The organism is Psychromonas antarctica (assembly GCF_022267535.1).
Taxonomy (GTDB): domain Bacteria; phylum Pseudomonadota; class Gammaproteobacteria; order Enterobacterales; family Psychromonadaceae; genus Psychromonas; species Psychromonas antarctica.
In genome coordinates, this window is sequence record NZ_JAHNZV010000061.1 from 1 (window position 1) to 17,318 (window position 17,318).

The window sequence follows — 17,318 nt, forward strand, 5'->3', positions numbered from 1 at the left end:
TTTGAGACTTTAAACCTTTTGATGCTTTAAGGGCGAATGCTTCTATCTCTTCTTTTTTCATAATTACCTATCCTTAAAATGATTAAATTAATGATAGGCAATTACACAGATTTCAGGACAGGGTCATGCAAGGGATTAGCAATCTATTTACATAACCCCGTTAAATGAACTCCCCAAAAGGCTACCTAATCGGGGGCCTTTTTTGCACCCACCCAAAGGTTACACTGTAACTATCTGTACCCTTATGGTTAATCGCAGAATAATCACATAGCCGTGATTTGAGGTGCGCTATCAAATAGAAAGGCAATCAGATCACTTGGATGTGGAAAAACGTACCCACTTATGTTCCTATATTTCATTAATTCAGTAACAACATCACCAGTTGAGGTTAAAAGACGTGGTCCACCATTCGTGGTTTTGGGGAGATGGGCTGTTTTGGTTTTAAAATTAGCCTCATTCCACTTCAGCGTAAGCATTTCTGTACGCCGAACTCCTGTTGTAAGGGCCATTAATGCTAAGAGATACAACTGGCTCCATTTAGATTTTTTTACCATAGTAAATAATGTCGATAGCTCTTCGTCACTTAAAAAACGAGTTCTGCCGTTATTTACTGTATATTGCCGAATCCCTTTTACGGGGTTGTAGTCAATATCGAATTCATCGGATAGATAACTATACAAAGCGCCAATAGCTGCCTTATATCTATTTAAGGTAGCAGGTGCTGTATCAATAGATAAAAGCTTTAATTCGGCTTTAATTTGCTGGCGCATAACTTTACCGACAGGCTTATCACCAAACACAGAACCCCAATAATTCAAACGTTGATGTTTACTTGCATCTTTTCCCGTATCTTGATCTAATAATTTTTTTACGGCGTCAGAGAATTTTAATGTGGTTAAAATATGATTTGTTAAACTATTAGCGAGATCATTATCCACCAGCAATAATGCAATGAATTTTTAAGCATCTCTTTTAAGTTTAAATGATTTGGATATTCGCTTACCCTCTCGCATAAATTCTACGCGATAGGTGTTGCTTTTTGCGCCCTTACGGACTTGAAGTGTTGCCATGTTTATCTCTTTACGCCAAATTACGCCAAAAACGTAACCGAGTATTAGGAAAACAAAACCATGTTATCTGAATTTCACATCTAACTAGTTGACTAGACTAGGAAAAAGTATGGTGCCCGAGGCCGGACTTGAACCGGCACTTCTCTCGAAAACGGATTTTGAATCCGTCGCGTCTACCAATTTCACCACTCGGGCATCGAGTTATTTGCAGTTATTTAAAACAGCCTGCTGATAAGACAAAAGGATTATACCTCGCCAGAAAGCGCTGACAAGCCTTTTCACGCACTAAAGCGACAACTGCTCAAAAAGGCATCAACACAGGAGTACATAATGTTAACCGGCTCATAAAAAATAATGGTCACTTGATTTATAACAGGCTGGGTTCGAATAATGAATGGCAACTGTTTGTGCTTTTGTTACACTGGATTTTCATACTTTCAAGGATTCATCATGGCCAAAATACAGCACGAAAAAGCAATTCCTCTTCTACAAGCTCAATATCAGAGCTGTCCACGCGCTAATTTTATTAATCGCTTAGGCGCTTATATTTACGATCTTATTGTGATTAGTGCACTACTGATGTTGGCTACGATATTAGCTGTTTTAGTCGTTATTATTGGCAATAAAGTAGGCTTAATTAATCTTTCGCTTTATAGGGATGTAGCCGATTATTTAGCCAACAACCTGCTCTTTGCTGGTTATTTGAGTATTGTCATTATGGCTTTTTACGGCTATTTTTGGACCCAAAGCGGACAAACTATTGGCATGAAAGCATGGCGTTTACGTGTACAAAATACTGATGGTAGTAACATTACGATAACGCAGTCTTTAATTCGTATGGGAACATCCGCCTTAGGATTAGGTAATATTTCGACACTATTCCCCAATACTAATTCATTCCAGGATTCATGGGCTGAATGTGAAGTCGTGGTGCTTACAAAAGAGTTAAGCAGCTGGAAAGGTTATGCAGGTTTAGCTTTTCTGAAAAATAAAAAACAATAAATCAATGCCGCGCAGTTTAAACAGATAGACAAAACTGCGCAGACATTTTTAAATTCAGGTTAACTTTGCCGTTTTAAGAGATACATAGCAATCGTAAGGACCAATAAGCTCGGCAATAAAGCGCCCAAAACGGGTGGGAAATCAAAAACCAAGCTAAACGGCCCAAAGAGTTCACCTAACACATAGAAAGTAAAACCACTAGCGATACCAAAGATAAGACGGGTCCCCATCGTCACTGAGCGCAGCCCACCAAAGATAAAAGAAACAGAAAGTAGCATCATGACGATAACCGTAAAAGGTAAAACCGCTTTGCGCCAAAATGACAGCCAATATCGGCTGCCATCTTGATCATTTCGTTCAAGGTAAATAATATAGCTATAAATATCGCGCATCGACATTTTATCGGGGTCGCTTAATACCACCTCTATTTTTTTCGGTGTCAGTTCTGTTTTCCAAACAAATTCAGGCATATTTTCAGTATTGATTTTGTCCAGCCCAAAAAAAGTTCTGCTGACATTTTGCAACAACCAATTTCCTTGTTGATAAATCGCTTTTTGTGCAACCATTGCTTGGGAAAGTTTCATCTCCTTATCAAAAAAATACAGCTGTATGGTAAAAAGTTCTGCTTTGCTATTCATGCGCCCTATACTTACAAAATCATCACCATCCTTTACCCATACTCCATATTTACTACTGATCACCTCTTCCCCTCGTTTCGCCTGTTCGCGCATTGAGTATGCTTCTTTATCTGTTTTCGGGGCGACAAACTCTCCGAGCACCATCACTATCAGCACCATCGGAATAGCAGTTTTTAAAACAGAAGAGGCTATCCGTAACTTGGACAATCCCGCCGCTTGCATCACGACTAACTCACTGCTTGTGGCTAAACTGCCCAAACCAACAAGCGCACCAATTAACGCTGCCATCGGGAAAAACACGGTGATTTCAATTGGCATTTTTAGAAGAACAAAGTAGGCGGCAGCCCATACATCATAAGTCCCCTGCCCAATGCCTTTCATCTGCTCAACAAACTTGATGATGCTGCTTAAGCCAATCAAAATAAACATACTGAAAAAAGTAGCGGCAAAAATTGTCTTACCGATATAGCGATCTAAAATACCCATTATTGTTATTCCGTGTTAAATACTGTTACTAAGTCGGCTTAACAGACTTTGCTTTAGGCAAAACAATTTTTCTGAATTTGCCGATACTTTGTAGATGCAAAATAATACCTGCGGAAAGAAAGACGAGTTGTACAATCCAGATACTAAAGACAGGTAAGGTTCCCTCTTCAATAAAGCTTTTCGCTGTACTAAGCAATAAGAAATAGGTCAGGTAAAGCGCCAAGGCAGGCAGTAACTTTGCGTATCGCCCTTGTCTTGGATTGACTTTTGCCAACGGCACAGCCATAAAGGTAAGCAATAAAATAGACAAAGGAATGGCAATTCGCCACTGCAATTCGGCTTTACTTTTCAGACTATTCCCATCAAACAATTGATTTGTCGATAACGCCTCAGCACCACGTTTTTTATTTTGCACTTCACGGTTTTCGATATGCACTTCATAACGACCAAATGCACTGTTATCAAATTCATGTTGGCCAACATTACCGGCATAACGTTGACCGTTTAACAACGTAAGCCAAGTGCCATCTTGTTTATTTTCAACTTTACCCGTCAAGGCGGTTAATACCGAAGGTGCTTTGTCTTTATCTGCTGGCCAATGCGCCGCAAACACTTTTTCTAATTGCTGGCCGCCTCTATATTTTTCAACATACACGACCCCCCCGTTATCTGAAGTTTTATGAAATCGCCCCTCAATAAGCGTTGCCACGCCGGCATCAGACTCAGCGCCTTCGATCACAGCAACCATTTCATCTTCCGCGAGGGGAGCAAGATATAAGCTGTTACCCGCAGCAAATACAAAGGTCAAAAATGAGAGTAATAGGGTAGCTTTAAGCGTGCTATTAGGACTGTACCCACAAGAGGCCATCGCTACCATTTCACTTTCACTGTGCAAGCGTCCATGGGCAAATAAAACCGCAAGATAAAAACTGATAGGCAGCATTAAGGTGCCGAGTGTGGGTAAATTCAAATATAATAGGGTCATTACTAAATCAGCAGGGATAATACCATTGATCGCTTTAGCAAGAATACCGATGAATTGTTGACTGACAAAAATAAGAAGTAAAACAAACAGGATACCGATCTGGCTTTTGAATGTTTCCAGCATAAGATAACGAAGAAGTATCACCCGGTTCTCCAGTGTAAAATAAAATTTTATGAAAGATAGTAAAAGTGCTATTTTAGTAGATTAAGCAAACAAATTTGGTAAAATTCTTATTTGTATATGTTTACAATCATTATCAAGAGTCACTGGTACCTATGATAACTGCATTTTTATCAAAATAGCACAGTTAATCTCAATATAATCAATTCAAGATAAGGCTAGATATGGAATTTTTCGTAAAAAGTGGTAACCCAGAAAAGCAACGTAGCGCCTGTATTGTTGTTGGTGTATTTGAACCTCGTCGTTTATCTCATGCAGCTGAACTGCTTGATGAAACTAGCGATGGTTATTTAAGCACTCTACTGCGCCGCGGCGATATCGAAGGCAAAGTAGGTCAAATGCTGCTCTTGCACCATGTGCCAAATGTATTAAGCGAACGAGTTTTATTAGTGGGCTGTGGTAAAGAACGTGATCTTACTGAAACTCAATATAAACAAATTATTGCCAAAACGATTGCAACTTTAAATGATACGGGTTCTTTAGAAGCGATCTGTTTCCTTTCTGAGTTGCACATTAAAGGGCGCGATAGCTACTGGGCTGTACGTCAAGCGGTTGAAGCGACACAAGATTCGCTGTATAGCTTTGATCAATTTAAAACGAATAAAGAAAATACCCGCCGACCACTGCGCAAATTGACTTTTAACATACCCAGCCGTAAAGAGTTAGCACGCGCAGAGCTTGCACTACAGCATGGTTTAGCCGTTGCGTCGGGGGCAAAAGCCTGCAAAGATTTAGCGAATATGCCACCTAATATTTGTACGCCTTTGTATTTAGCACAGCAAGCACAAATACTTGACGCGGATTTTGAAAAAATCAGCACGGAAATTATTGATAGTGAACAGATGGCTGAATTAAAAATGGATAGCTATTTAGCTGTAGCTAAAGGCTCCGCTCACCCCGCTTACATGTCATTAATTCATTACAAGGGCGGCACAAACGATCAAAAACCAATTGTACTGGTCGGAAAAGGACTGACCTTTGACTCCGGTGGCATTTCATTAAAACCCGGTGCGGGCATGGATGAGATGAAATATGACATGGGCGGTGCAGCAAGTGTCTTTGGGGCGATGAAGGCATTAGCGCAACTCAATCTCCCCATTAATGTGATTGGGATTTTAGCCGGTGCTGAAAATATGCCTGCCGGTAACGCTTATCGCCCGGGCGATATTTTAACGACTATGTCAGGGCAGACTGTGGAAGTATTAAATACCGATGCTGAAGGCCGTTTGGTGTTGTGTGATGTGTTAACCTATGTGGAGCGTTTTCAACCCGAATGCGTTGTTGATATCGCCACCTTGACTGGTGCCTGTATTGTTGCTTTAGGGCATAACATAAGTGCCCTAATGAGTCCGCATAAAGGGCTAACGCACGAGTTATTAAACGCATCAAACCAGTCGGGAGATAAAGCGTGGCAATTACCGATGGATGATGAATTCCAAAAACTACTGGATAGTCCATTTGCAGATATGACCAATGTCGGCGGTCGTCCAGCGGGGTCCATTACCGCTGCTTGTTTTCTTTCTCGTTTTACCAAGAATTACAATTGGGCGCATCTCGATGTGGCGGGTACCGCTTGGCGCTCCGGTATCAATAAAGGCGCAACAGGCCGCCCGGTTTCATTATTAACGCAGTTTTTAATTAACCGCAGTGAGAATGAAACAACAGAAGCAAACAACTAAATAATGAAGCAAGTTACTTTTTATATTTTGCCTGATGAGCAAGCTTTGCATAGACAAGAGATCAGTGAACAGATTGCGCAAGCTTGCACTATTGCAGCCTTTTATTATTTACAAAATAGAAAAGTATTTATTTATACTGACAACCAACAAGATGCTTTTTCGGTCGATGAATATTTATGGCAGTTTGATGGTGATAGTTTTGTTCCACATAATCTGCTCGGTGAAGGGCCTCGTTATGGCACACCTGTTGAAATTAGCTGGCAGGCGCCCACGCACCCGCGCCAAATATTGATAAATTTAAGTGCCGAAGTGCCTAAATTTGCGGTTAATTTTCAACAAATTATCGATTTTGTCCCCTTTGCAGAGCCACTAAAAATAGCAGCACGACTACGTTACAGTACCTATAAAAAAATGGGGCTGACACTTTCTACTCAGACAGTTGAAAATGAAAAGACTGTTGAGTCAACTAACAAAACAGAAGATTAAAAGATGGAAAAAATATACAACCCGAACGCTATTGAACAAAAAAACTATAAAAACTGGGAAGAAAACGGCTATTTTAAGCCCCATGGTGATACCAGTAAAGAAAGTTACTGCATTATGATCCCACCACCCAATGTAACGGGTAATTTGCATATGGGCCATGCGTTTCAAGATACCATTATGGACACACTGGTTCGTTACCAGCGGATGCAGGGCAAAAATACCCTCTGGCAGATGGGTACTGATCATGCCGGAATTGCAACACAAATGGTGGTAGAGCGTAAGCTATTTGCAGAAACAGGGCAAACCCGTAAAGAACTGGGTAGAGAGACCTTTATCGATAAAATCTGGGATTGGAAAGCAGAGTCTGGTGGCAATATTTCCCAGCAAATGCGTCGATTAGGGACTTCGGTTGATTGGGATCGTGAACGTTTCACTATGGATGACGGTCTTTCTGAGGCGGTTAAAAAAGTATTTGTTGATCTCTATAATGATGATCTTATCTACCGCGGTAAACGTCTGGTTAACTGGGATCCTAAACTGCATACCGCCATTTCAGACTTAGAAGTTGAAAATAAAGATGTTAAAGGTTTTATGTGGCACTTTCGTTACCCACTAGCCGATGGCGTAAAAACAGCTGACGGTAAAGACTATTTGGTGGTGGCCACTACCCGTCCAGAAACCATGCTAGGTGATACTGCCGTTGCCGTCAATCCAGAAGATCCACGTTATCAGGCACTGATCGGCAAAGAGATAATTTTACCTTTAGTGAACCGCCGTATCCCCGTAATTGCCGATGAACATGCCGATATGGATAAAGGCACGGGTTGCGTAAAAATTACCCCTGCCCATGATTTTAACGACTATGAAGTCGGTAAACGTAACAAATTGCCGATGATTAACGTATTAGATTTTGAAGCTCGTATCCGCAGTGAATCTGAAGTTTTCAATAGTAATGGCGAAAAAAGTGATGTTTATACGAGTGAACTACCCAGCCAATTTCAAGGACTGACACGTGAAGATGCGCGCAAAAAAGTGGTTAGCTCACTTGATGAGTTAGGTTTACTCGATGAAATCAAAGCGCATGATTTAACCGTACCTTACGGTGACCGTGGGGGCGTAGTTATCGAACCGATGTTAACTGACCAATGGTATGTGCGCGTTGCACCACTTGCTGAAGTGGCGAATGAAGCGGTCAATAATGGCGATATTGAATTTGTTCCAAAACAATATAAGAATATGTATAACTCGTGGATGAATGATGTCCAAGATTGGTGTGTTTCTCGTCAACTTTGGTGGGGTCATCGTATTCCAGCTTGGTATGACGAAACAGGCAAAGTGTATGTGGGCCATGATGAAGCTCAAGTACGTGCTAAACATGATTTAAGTGAAGAAGTTGTACTCACTCAAGATGATGATGTCTTGGATACTTGGTTCTCATCAGGTCTATGGACATTCTCAACACTGGGCTGGCCTGAAAAAACGCTGGATCTTAAAACATTTCACTCGACCGATGTTTTAGTGACCGGGTTTGACATCATATTCTTCTGGGTTGCACGCATGATCATGATGACCATGCACTTCATGAAAGATGAAAACGGCAAACCACAAGTACCGTTCAAAAAAGTTTATTTTACCGGCCTTATCCGTGATGAACATGGCGATAAAATGTCTAAATCAAAAGGTAATGTGCTCGATCCGCTCGATATGATCGACGGTATTGATTTAGAAAGTCTAGTCGCTAAACGCTGCGGTAATATGATGCAACCACAATTGGCCGCTAAAATTGAAAAAGATACGCGCAAAACATTTGCCAATGGTATTGAAGCACACGGCACTGATGCATTACGTTTCACTCTTGCTGCGATGGCCACGACAGGTCGTGATATCAACTGGGATATGACACGTTTAGAAGGCTACCGTAATTTCTGTAACAAATTATGGAATGCCAGCCGCTATGTATTAATGAGCGCGGAGGATCATGATTGTGGTTTTTCAGCTAATAAAGAAATGGAATTTAGTTTGGCGGATCGTTGGATCCAAGGGCAACTGCAAACCACTATTAAAGAGTTTCGTCAGGCACTTGATACCTTCCGCTTCGATATTGCCGCGAATATTTTATATGAATTTATCTGGAGTCAATTCTGTGGTTGGTATTTAGAGTTAACTAAACCGATTTTATTCAAAGGCAGCGATGCACAACAGCGAGGAACTCGCCATACCTTAATCAGCGTACTGGAAACTTTATTACGCGTGGCACATCCTATGCTGCCCTTTATGACCGAAGAGATCTGGCAACGCGTTAAAGTGGTAACCGCACAAGGCGGCGAAACCATTATGTTAGAAGCTTACCCAGAATATGATGCAAGCTTAGTAGATCAACAAGCGATCGAAGATCTTGAGTGGGTTAAAAAAGTAATTGTTGCGGTGCGTAATATTCGCGGTGAGATGGATATCAGCCCGAAAACACCGCTCAACCTGCTTGCAAAAAATGCCTCTGTAAGTGATCAACGTCGTTTCACTGAAAATGCAGCATTCTTAGCCGCTCTTGCCAAACTGGAAAGCGTTACCGTGCTTCAAGAAGGCCAAGAGACACCGATTTGTGCGACAGCATTAGTGGGTGAACTTGAACTGTTAATTCCAATGGCGGGTTTAATCGATACAGAAGCCGAGCTGACGCGTTTAAATAAACAGCTGGAGAAAACGGCAAAAGATTTACACAAAATATCAAGCAAGTTAAGCAATGAAAAATTTGTGGGCAATGCGCCTGAAGCCGTTATCGTGAAAGAGCGTGCTAAACAAGCTGAACTGCAAACAACCTGTGATAAATTAAACGCCCAAATTACGACTATGAAAGCATTATAAGCGTTTTTTATTCGTACTAACCTGAGGGCTTCCGCAAATTGTGGTCGCCCTTTTTTTATCTCTTAATAATAGCAGTGACGCTTCTTATATCACCTTATCTGCTGACTAGCTCACACCATTAGGTGATTACAAAATCCCGCATTCAGCTTATACTTTGGCTTGTCTAATTTATAATGAGGGAGCATATAATGAGACGTTTTATAGCTTTTGTTTCTATTCTTTACTGTTCGCTCACCCATGGCCAGGTGAGCAAAATTGTTGTGTGGGAGAGCCTTTATAATAATCCAACAACTATTATGATGGATTATTTAAACAGGTCACTACAGGTCACTCAAGCTGAATATGGTGATTATGAATTAATCGCCTCAGCTAAAATGGAGCAAGGACGCTCATTGATTGAGATAGCCCAAGCAGAAAATTCAAAACTTGATATCGCTAGTTATGCGCCAACAAAAGAGCGCGAAAAACTGGCAATCCCGATTCGCATCCCTGCTCTTAACGGCCTGATGGGCTATCGTCTCTGTTTAATAAAAGATGGCAGTCAAATTCGTTTTGATGACATTACAAGTCAGCAGCAACTTGTTGACAAAAAAATCACCATAGGTCAGCACCAAGATTGGCCAGATACAAGTATCCTGCGTGCCAATGATATTGTAGTAAAAACCACTTACAAAAAAAAACTGCTCTTTCAACAACTCTCACGTGGCAGATTTGACTGTTTTAGTCGTGGTGCAAATGAAATTTATGAGGAATATTTAGCACATAAAGCAGAGGGGATAAGCATTGAAGAGAATCTACTGCTCTATTACCCATTACCCATTTTTTTCTTTGTTAATAAATCCCAGCCACAGTTAGCTGAGCGCGTGCAACTAGGCTTAGAAAAGCTGATCGCATCTGGTGAATATGATCTGATTTTTGAGCGTTTTTTTTCCAAGACGAATGCTCAACTAAAACTTAGCGAACGGACAGTTATCGACTTATATAATCCCACGTTATCGGAAGAAACTATTCGCGCAATACAAACTCCAACGCTGCGATTTAGAGATAAAAATTTAAAAACTAAAGAGCCATTAGCTGTGATGCAGGATTAATAAAATGAAAAAGATAATACTACCCTTTTTGCTCTGGACCGCGTTCTTCCCTTACAGTTACGCAGAAACAACCAATATAACGGTATGGGCAGATACGCTAAACGCACCGGGAATGACCAAAATGCTGCTTGAACGGGCATTACAAATTACTCAACCCGAGTATGGCGACTATCACCTCATTATATCAAATGCAATGGAGCAAGAGCGAGCCTTACGTGAACTGGCGAATAATCGCTTAGATATAGCCCACTTCGTATCAACTGCCGAGCGCGAAAGGCAGGTTTCCCCAATTCGCATTCCCATTATGCAGGGACTTCTCGGCTATCGCCTTTGTTTAATTAAAAAAGGAAATCAGGAAAAATTTACGGGAATAACCAATAAGCAACAATGGGTAGCCAACAACATCACGATTGGACAGCACAGTAATTGGCCTGATACAAAAATATTAAGAAGCAATGGTTTCACTGTACAAACAACTTACAAGCATGAGCTGTTATTTCAGCAGTTGGCTAAAAACCGCTTCGATTGTTTCGCTCGCGGTGTGAGTGAAATCGGTTATGAACAGATCAGTCATCGAGCACTCGACTTAGCGATAGAGAAAAACATTGTGATTCATTATCCATTACCGCAGTTCTATTTTGTTAATTCAGCAAAACCTGTATTAGCAGAAAGATTGCAAGTCGGTTTGGCTAAACTACAAAAGAATGGAGAAGCTACGCGTATGTTTGACTTCTATTTTAAAGATCTTCTAACCGCTTTAGCGCTTAAAAATAGAACCTTTATTGAATTACAAAACTTGACGCAGTCACCGGAAACTATTGACGCGATGCAAGCGCCAATAGCGTATTTTGAAAAAAAATATTTACAAAAAAGTAACTAGCCAGCGTTAATTAACTTCATAGGAAACGCTTTTTAATAACCTATCCATCGCACGGTAAGAGAGTGACTCAGTGAGATGGATGCGTTGTACTTTTTCACTTGCGGCTAAATCAGCAATACTACGGGCGACTTTTAAGAGACTATGCCAAGCGCGAATTGACAATCCCATTTTATTAATGGCATTCTCCAAAAATTCTGCATCGTCACGACTTAACTGGCAAAACTCGCTTATCTCTTGTGTTGTCAGTGCATCATTTAATTTCCCCTGCCGCAGCAGTTGTAGTGACCTTGCGAGGTCGACTCGCGCTTTGATCTGAGCACTGCGCTCGCTTTTTTGCTGCGCCCCTGTCTGCGATAAAGCCAACATGCCTTTGGGTAGTAATGGCACCATTATCGACAGGGCAAAACGATCCAAAAAAGGACCTGATAAACGCCCCAAATAACGTAATATTTGATCTGCCGTACTACGCCTTAACTCGCCACTAATATGACCACACGGGCTAGGGTTCATCGCCCCAATTAACTGAAAATTTGCCGGAAAGGTGACTTGATTCGCTGCGCGTGAAATAGTGACTTCATTGGTTTCCAGAGGTTGTCGCAAACTGTCGAGTACTGAACGCGGAAATTCGGGTAGTTCATCTAAAAATAGAACACCTCGGTGAGACAGTGATATTTCCCCTGGTTTAGGTTTTCCGCCGCCACCAACCAATGCAACAGAAGAAGCGCTATGATGCGGTGCGCGATAAGGAGGCTGATACCAATCATCGCGTTGTTTACCACACACCGAATAGATAGCAGCTGTTTGCAGTGCATGTGGCTCAGTCAGCTTTGGTAGCAAACTCATAAATCGTACCGCTAACATGCTCTTTCCAGTGCCAGGTGGGCCGACTAACAGCAAATTATGGCCACCTACAGCTGCAATTTCGAGCACCCGCTTCGCTTGCTCTTGCCCTAATACATCACTCATATCAGGCTGGTTTATCGCTTTTATAGGAGTCTTAGCTATCGCTTCAGGCAGTTTTTTTCTGCCCTGTAAAAAAGCACAAACTTCGATTAAGTTAGTGGCGACAAATGCCCTCGCGCCGGTCATAGCCGTTTCATTTTGATTTTCAGCACAGATAATTAAATTACGCGCTTTGGCTTTAGCTGCTAATGCGCAAGGTATGATGCCATCGATACTGCGTAGCGATCCCGACAGTGCCAACTCAGCAAAACATTCAAAGTGCGTGGGATCCGTCACTGCAAGTTGATCTGAGGCTATTAATATCCCCAATGCGATGGCTAAATCAAAACGCCCCCCCTCTTTAGGTAGATTCGCAGGAGCAAGGTTGACGGTGATCCTTCTACTGGGGAACTTGAAATTGCTATTAATTATCGCACTGCGCACTCTTTCTTTTGCTTCTTTGACGGATGTTTCAGGTAGCCCGACTAATGAGAAGCTCGGTAAACCAGTACCTAAATGTACCTCCACTGATACCTCTGGCGCATCCACGCCTAACAGTGCTCGACAATATAAACTTGCTAATGCCATAACTTATCCTCTACCTGTAGTAACAGGCAATTTTAATACAACATTTTGTAGTATAGGATCGCATCCACCCGGTAATTATTGGTGTCTCATTTAAATATCAACTGCTAAAAAATAGTTACTATAAATCATGGGGTTATATTTTATGAGTCTTATTAGAATATGAAGGAGCAATGTTATTTTTTTTAAAAATGTGACAAAAGTTGAGAAAGTTGCATTTTTTTGCTATAAGTACCCACTTTTTTTAAAAAATGCGATTGCTTATTTTGCTGATTTTCCAGTCTCCACAAAATAACAATAAGCCTTCACTAAATTCAGGAAGAAAATAATGAATGGTGCCAATTTTATTGTTCAGGCATTGAAACAACAGAATATAACGCAAGTCTTCGGTTACCCTGGTGGCGCTATTATGCCACTTTATGATGCGCTTTATGATGGTGGTTTAGATCACCTTTTGTGCCGTCATGAACAAGGCGCAGCAATGGCTGCCATCGGCTATGCGCGTGCAACCGGCCGCGTTGGCGTATGTATTGCGACTTCAGGCCCGGGTGCGACAAACCTTATCACCGGACTAGCCGATGCGCTGCTAGACTCTATTCCTATCGTTGCTATTACCGGACAAGTGGCCAGTAATTTAATGGGTACCGATGCTTTTCAAGAAATTGATGTGCTAGGACTTTCTCTTGCCTGCACTAAACATAGCTTTCTAGTACAAAGCGTAGAGCAATTAGGTCCCATCATTGAAAAGGCATTTCAGATTGCAACATCTGGTCGCCCAGGGCCGGTGCTAATCGACATTCCAAAAGATATTCAACTTGCCGATATCGCAGAATCGCCCTTATTTGAGCAACTTACTATAGAGCAAAAACTCACATTCCCGCTTGAACTCTCTTTAATTCGACAAGCTAAAGAGATGATAAAAATAGCCAGTAAGCCCCTTCTTTATGTCGGTGGTGGCGTCGGTATGGCAAATGCCACTCAAGCGCTACGTAACTTTATTCAATATACTTATATTCCCAGCGTTTGTACATTAAAGGGGATTGGCGCTATTGAACATAATTCTGAATATTTCATGGGCATGGTCGGTATGCATGGCAGCAAAGCCGCTAACCTTGCTATCCAAGAATGTGATCTACTGATTGCTGTCGGCGCTCGATTTGATGACAGGGTGACGGGTAAACTCGAAGAGTTCGCCAACCATGCAAAAGTACTTCACCTTGATATTGATGCAGCAGAAATAGATAAGCTGCGCATTGCCGATTTGGCAATTACAGATGATCTGAATGAGGTATTACCAGCCCTTGAGGTTGAAACCTATATCAGTGCCTGGCAGAAAAATATTTTAACCATGAAACAGGATTTTGCGATCTCTTATAATCATCCAGGGAAGATGATCTATGCGCCCGCACTACTGCACCTACTTTCCGAGATGAAACCTGCCGACACGGTAATCTGTAGTGATGTCGGTCAGCACCAAATGTGGGTTGCGCAGCATATGTTTGTCGACCGTCCAGAAAACCATATATCCAGTTCAGGCTTGGGCACCATGGGTTTTGGTATCCCAGCTGCGGTAGGCGCGCAAATGGCGCGTCCTAATGACACTGTGATTGTCGTCTCCGGTGACGGCTCTTTTATGATGAATGTACAAGAGTTGGGCACTATTAAACGTAAAAAATTACCGATTAAAATAGTGCTTATCGACAACCAGCGCTTAGGTATGGTTCGTCAGTGGCAAAAATTGTTTTTTGATGGCCGCTATAGCGAAACCATTTTAACGGATAACCCCGATTTCGTAACACTTGCCAGTGCCTTTGATATTCCAGGGGAAACCATTGTCATAAAAAGTCAAATACAAGGTGCATTAACGCGTCTATTAGACAGTGATGGCGCATATCTCCTACATGTATCCATTTCAGAAGAAGAAAATGTGTGGCCGCTCGTTCCCCCCGGTGCTGCAAACGATAAAATGATGGAGAGTTTACAATGAAGTATTTATTAATAATTCAAGGTGAAAATAGTCCTGAACTATTAGAGCGTCTGCTACGCGTTTGCCGTCACCGTGGTTTTAGCGTACAAAAAATCAGTGGTGAGACAACTGAAAATGAAAAATCATTACATATCACCCTGACCGTTTGTAGTGATCGCCCTGTAAGCCTATTAAGTAAACAAATTGACAAACTATTTGGCATCACACAAGTTGTCGCAATCAGCCAAGAGCAAGCGATTCGAGCAAGTGCCTAACTCAAACTGTCAAATAATTGCTAAGTTGTTAAATAAGCGCTTATCTGTTTAAATTAGTTAACTGCAATTAAATAAAGGATAGCTAGCAGATGGTCAAGAAAATGCTAGCTTTGTGACCAATCTTATTGAGGAATTAAAATGCCAGACTATCGTTCAAAGACTTCCACACATGGCCGTAACATGGCAGGTGCTCGCGCTTTATGGCGAGCAACAGGCGTAAAAGATGATGATTTCGGTAAGCCCATTATTGCCATTGCCAACTCATTTACACAATTTGTCCCCGGTCATGTGCATTTAAAAGATATGGGCCAACTCGTCGCCGGTGCGGTGGAAGCGGCTGGCGGTATAGCGAAAGAATTTAATACCATCGCTATTGATGACGGTATTGCGATGGGCCATGCGGGCATGTTATACAGCCTACCTTCGCGTGACTTAATTGCCGATTCCATTGAATATATGGTTAACGCGCATTGCGCCGATGCCATTGTCTGTATCTCCAACTGTGACAAAATTACGCCGGGAATGCTAATGGCGTCACTGCGCTTAAATGTTCCGGTTATTTTTGTCTCTGGCGGACCAATGGAAGCGGGTAAAACCAAACTTTCAGATCAAATCATCAAGCTAGATCTTGTTGATGCGATGGTGATGGGGCCTGACAAAAATGTCTCCGATGAAGATCTCGCTAAAGTAGAACGCAGCGCTTGCCCAACTTGTGGCTCATGCTCAGGTATGTTTACAGCTAACTCAATGAACTGTTTAACAGAAGCGTTAGGGCTTTCATTGCCCGGTAACGGCTCAATGCTAGCAACACACGCGGATCGTGAACAACTATTTTTAGACGCGGGCCAACGTATTGTTGAGATAACCAAACGGCATTATGAGCAAGATGACTACAGTGTATTACCACGTGCAATCGCCAGCAAAGCCGCGTTTGAAAATGCCATGGCATTGGATATTGCGATGGGTGGATCAACCAATACAGTCTTACATCTATTAGCTTGCGCCCAAGAAGCTGAAGTTGATTTTACCGTATCAGATATGGATGCAATGTCGCGCCGTATTCCTCAGCTTTGCAAAGTAGCCCCTTCAACCCCTTTGTATCATATGGAAGATGTGCACCGCGCAGGTGGTGTAATGGCTATTTTAGGTGAATTAGACCGAGCGGGTTTCTTAAATAGCGAGATCCCAACTATCTTAAGCCCAAGTCTCAGAGAGCAGTTGGCCAAATACGATATTATGCAAACCCAAGATCCTGCTATTATTGATTTTTACCGTGCAGGTCCTGCGGGTATCCGAACCACTAAAGCGTTTAGTCAAGCTTGTCGTTGGGACAGCGTAGATAACGATCGAGCAACCGGTTGTATCCGAACACTCGCACATGCTTACAGCAATGAAGGTGGTCTGGCTGTATTGTTTGGCAATATGGCCGTTAACGGCGCAGTGGTTAAAACGGCGGGCGTTGATGATGACAACCTAACCTTTAGCGGTCCGGCAAAAGTATATGAGAGTCAAGATGATGCGGTAGCTGCTATTTTAGGGGGTGACGTTGTTGCCGGTGATGTAGTCGTTATCCGCTACGAAGGCCCGCAAGGCGGTCCAGGTATGCAAGAGATGCTTTACCCTACTAGTTACTTGAAATCGATGGGACTAGGCAAAAAATGTGCATTAATTACAGATGGACGTTTCTCTGGCGGTACATCGGGTTTATCTATCGGTCACGTCTCGCCGGAAGCTGCTGCGGGTGGTGTGGTTGGTTTAATTGAAAACGGTGATATTATCGATATTAATATTCCAACCCGCGCAATGGATCTAAAAGTCTCTGATGAACTGCTGGCAGAACGCCGTATTAAGCAAGATGCCATCGGCTGGAAACCCGTTAACCGAATCCGCCCTATATCAGCGGCCCTAAAAGTTTATGCTTCAATGGCAACATCGGCAGATAAAGGTGCAGTAAGAGATATGAGCAAGCTTAAGTAAAAACCGATACGTTCACCTTTATTTGCGCCATTGAAATGGCTGTGAATAAAAACAGCAGATAAAGGTGCAGTAAGAGATATCAGCAAGCTTAAGTAAAAACCGATACGTTCACCTTTATTTGCGCCATTGAAATGGCTGTGAATAAAAACAGCAGATAAAGGTGCAGTAAGAGATATCAGCAAGCTTAAGTAAAAACCGATACGTTCACCTTTAT

14 protein-coding genes and 1 tRNA gene are annotated in these 17,318 nt (G+C 42.0%); 9 read left to right on the forward strand and 6 right to left on the reverse strand.

All coding sequences use genetic code 11. The annotated features are described in order from the left end of the window. Positions 1 to 263: 263 nt before the first annotated feature. Together KSO91_RS11870 and KSO91_RS11875 are read right to left on the reverse strand one after the other, a co-directional pair. Complete coding sequence (locus KSO91_RS11870) at positions 264 to 938, reverse strand: tyrosine-type recombinase/integrase (protein WP_238743212.1); 675 nt, start codon at positions 936 to 938, stop codon at positions 264 to 266. A 242-nt stretch (positions 939 to 1,180) separates the two neighbouring features. Next, positions 1,181 to 1,265 (reverse strand) — tRNA-Leu (locus tag KSO91_RS11875). 255 nt (positions 1,266 to 1,520) lie between these two features. On the opposite strand from KSO91_RS11875, the gene KSO91_RS11880 reads away from it, so the two are divergent. Then, positions 1,521 to 2,072 (forward strand): RDD family protein, encoded by a 552-nt coding sequence (locus tag KSO91_RS11880; RefSeq protein WP_238743213.1) that lies wholly within the window; start codon positions 1,521 to 1,523, stop codon positions 2,070 to 2,072. A 59-nt stretch (positions 2,073 to 2,131) separates the two neighbouring features. Here KSO91_RS11880 and lptG read toward each other — a convergent pair whose 3' ends face one another. Together lptG and lptF are read right to left on the reverse strand one after the other, a co-directional pair. Further along, positions 2,132 to 3,196, reverse strand: a complete 1,065-nt coding sequence (gene lptG, locus KSO91_RS11885) for an LPS export ABC transporter permease LptG (RefSeq protein ID WP_238743214.1) — start codon at positions 3,194 to 3,196, stop codon at positions 2,132 to 2,134. 28 nt (positions 3,197 to 3,224) lie between these two features. Next, positions 3,225 to 4,325: an LPS export ABC transporter permease LptF gene (lptF, locus tag KSO91_RS11890; protein WP_238743215.1), complete on the reverse strand. Its 1,101-nt coding sequence runs from the start codon at positions 4,323 to 4,325 to the stop codon at positions 3,225 to 3,227. Positions 4,326 to 4,525: 200 nt separating this feature from the next. On the opposite strand from lptF, the gene pepA reads away from it, so the two are divergent. The 5 genes from pepA (at position 4,526) to KSO91_RS11915 (ending at position 11,359) form a co-directional block, all read left to right on the forward strand. Further along, positions 4,526 to 6,040 (forward strand): leucyl aminopeptidase, encoded by a 1,515-nt coding sequence (gene pepA, locus KSO91_RS11895; protein ID WP_238743216.1) that lies wholly within the window; start codon positions 4,526 to 4,528, stop codon positions 6,038 to 6,040. 3 nt (positions 6,041 to 6,043) lie between these two features. Continuing rightward, positions 6,044 to 6,526, forward strand: a complete 483-nt coding sequence (locus KSO91_RS11900) for a DNA polymerase III subunit chi (RefSeq protein WP_238743217.1) — start codon at positions 6,044 to 6,046, stop codon at positions 6,524 to 6,526. 3 nt (positions 6,527 to 6,529) lie between these two features. After that, positions 6,530 to 9,388, forward strand: a complete 2,859-nt coding sequence (locus KSO91_RS11905; protein WP_238743218.1) for a valine--tRNA ligase — start codon at positions 6,530 to 6,532, stop codon at positions 9,386 to 9,388. A gap of 188 nt (positions 9,389 to 9,576) precedes the next feature. Continuing rightward, the gene (locus KSO91_RS11910; protein WP_238743219.1) at positions 9,577 to 10,479 is read left to right on the forward strand and encodes a type 2 periplasmic-binding domain-containing protein; all 903 of its coding nucleotides are present in this window, start codon (positions 9,577 to 9,579) and stop codon (positions 10,477 to 10,479) included. A gap of 4 nt (positions 10,480 to 10,483) precedes the next feature. Next, positions 10,484 to 11,359: a type 2 periplasmic-binding domain-containing protein gene (locus KSO91_RS11915; RefSeq protein ID WP_238743220.1), complete on the forward strand. Its 876-nt coding sequence runs from the start codon at positions 10,484 to 10,486 to the stop codon at positions 11,357 to 11,359. A 6-nt stretch (positions 11,360 to 11,365) separates the two neighbouring features. On the opposite strand, the gene KSO91_RS11920 is transcribed toward KSO91_RS11915, so the two are convergent. Further along, on the reverse strand, positions 11,366 to 12,889 hold the full coding sequence (locus KSO91_RS11920; RefSeq protein ID WP_238743221.1) for a YifB family Mg chelatase-like AAA ATPase: 1,524 nt from the start codon (positions 12,887 to 12,889) through the stop codon (positions 11,366 to 11,368). Positions 12,890 to 13,214: 325 nt separating this feature from the next. Here KSO91_RS11920 and ilvG point away from each other — a divergent pair, with 325 nt between their 5' ends. The 3 genes from ilvG (at position 13,215) to ilvD (ending at position 17,104) form a co-directional block, all read left to right on the forward strand. Then, on the forward strand, positions 13,215 to 14,873 hold the full coding sequence (ilvG, locus tag KSO91_RS11925) for an acetolactate synthase 2 catalytic subunit (RefSeq protein WP_238743222.1): 1,659 nt from the start codon (positions 13,215 to 13,217) through the stop codon (positions 14,871 to 14,873). Beyond that, on the forward strand, positions 14,870 to 15,127 hold the full coding sequence (gene ilvM / locus KSO91_RS11930; RefSeq protein WP_238743223.1) for an acetolactate synthase 2 small subunit: 258 nt from the start codon (positions 14,870 to 14,872) through the stop codon (positions 15,125 to 15,127). The genes ilvG and ilvM overlap by 4 nt, the downstream gene beginning before the upstream one ends. Positions 15,128 to 15,265: 138 nt before the next feature. Further along, the gene (gene ilvD, locus KSO91_RS11935) at positions 15,266 to 17,104 is read left to right on the forward strand and encodes a dihydroxy-acid dehydratase (protein WP_238743224.1); all 1,839 of its coding nucleotides are present in this window, start codon (positions 15,266 to 15,268) and stop codon (positions 17,102 to 17,104) included. On the opposite strand, the gene KSO91_RS11940 is transcribed toward ilvD, so the two are convergent. Continuing rightward, positions 17,041 to 17,318: hypothetical protein (locus KSO91_RS11940; RefSeq protein ID WP_238743225.1), on the reverse strand; the 278-nt coding region annotated here is incomplete at its 5' end. The genes ilvD and KSO91_RS11940 overlap by 64 nt on opposite strands.

Bases quoted from the DNA above. Each gene is read 5' to 3' on its own strand.
- KSO91_RS11880 (WP_238743213.1), top strand. From the start codon at position 1,521: ATGGCCAAAATACAGCACGAAAAAGCAATTCCTCTTCTACAAGCTCAA.
- lptG (WP_238743214.1), bottom strand. From the start codon at position 3,196: ATGGGTATTTTAGATCGCTATATCGGTAAGACAATTTTTGCCGCTACT.
- pepA (WP_238743216.1), top strand. From the start codon at position 4,526: ATGGAATTTTTCGTAAAAAGTGGTAACCCAGAAAAGCAACGTAGCGCC.
- KSO91_RS11900 (WP_238743217.1), top strand. From the start codon at position 6,044: ATGAAGCAAGTTACTTTTTATATTTTGCCTGATGAGCAAGCTTTGCAT.
- KSO91_RS11905 (WP_238743218.1), top strand. From the start codon at position 6,530: ATGGAAAAAATATACAACCCGAACGCTATTGAACAAAAAAACTATAAA.
- KSO91_RS11910 (WP_238743219.1), top strand. From the start codon at position 9,577: ATGAGACGTTTTATAGCTTTTGTTTCTATTCTTTACTGTTCGCTCACC.
- KSO91_RS11915 (WP_238743220.1), top strand. From the start codon at position 10,484: ATGAAAAAGATAATACTACCCTTTTTGCTCTGGACCGCGTTCTTCCCT.
- KSO91_RS11920 (WP_238743221.1), bottom strand. From the start codon at position 12,889: ATGGCATTAGCAAGTTTATATTGTCGAGCACTGTTAGGCGTGGATGCG.
- ilvG (WP_238743222.1), top strand. From the start codon at position 13,215: ATGAATGGTGCCAATTTTATTGTTCAGGCATTGAAACAACAGAATATA.
- ilvM (WP_238743223.1), top strand. From the start codon at position 14,870: ATGAAGTATTTATTAATAATTCAAGGTGAAAATAGTCCTGAACTATTA.
- ilvD (WP_238743224.1), top strand. From the start codon at position 15,266: ATGCCAGACTATCGTTCAAAGACTTCCACACATGGCCGTAACATGGCA.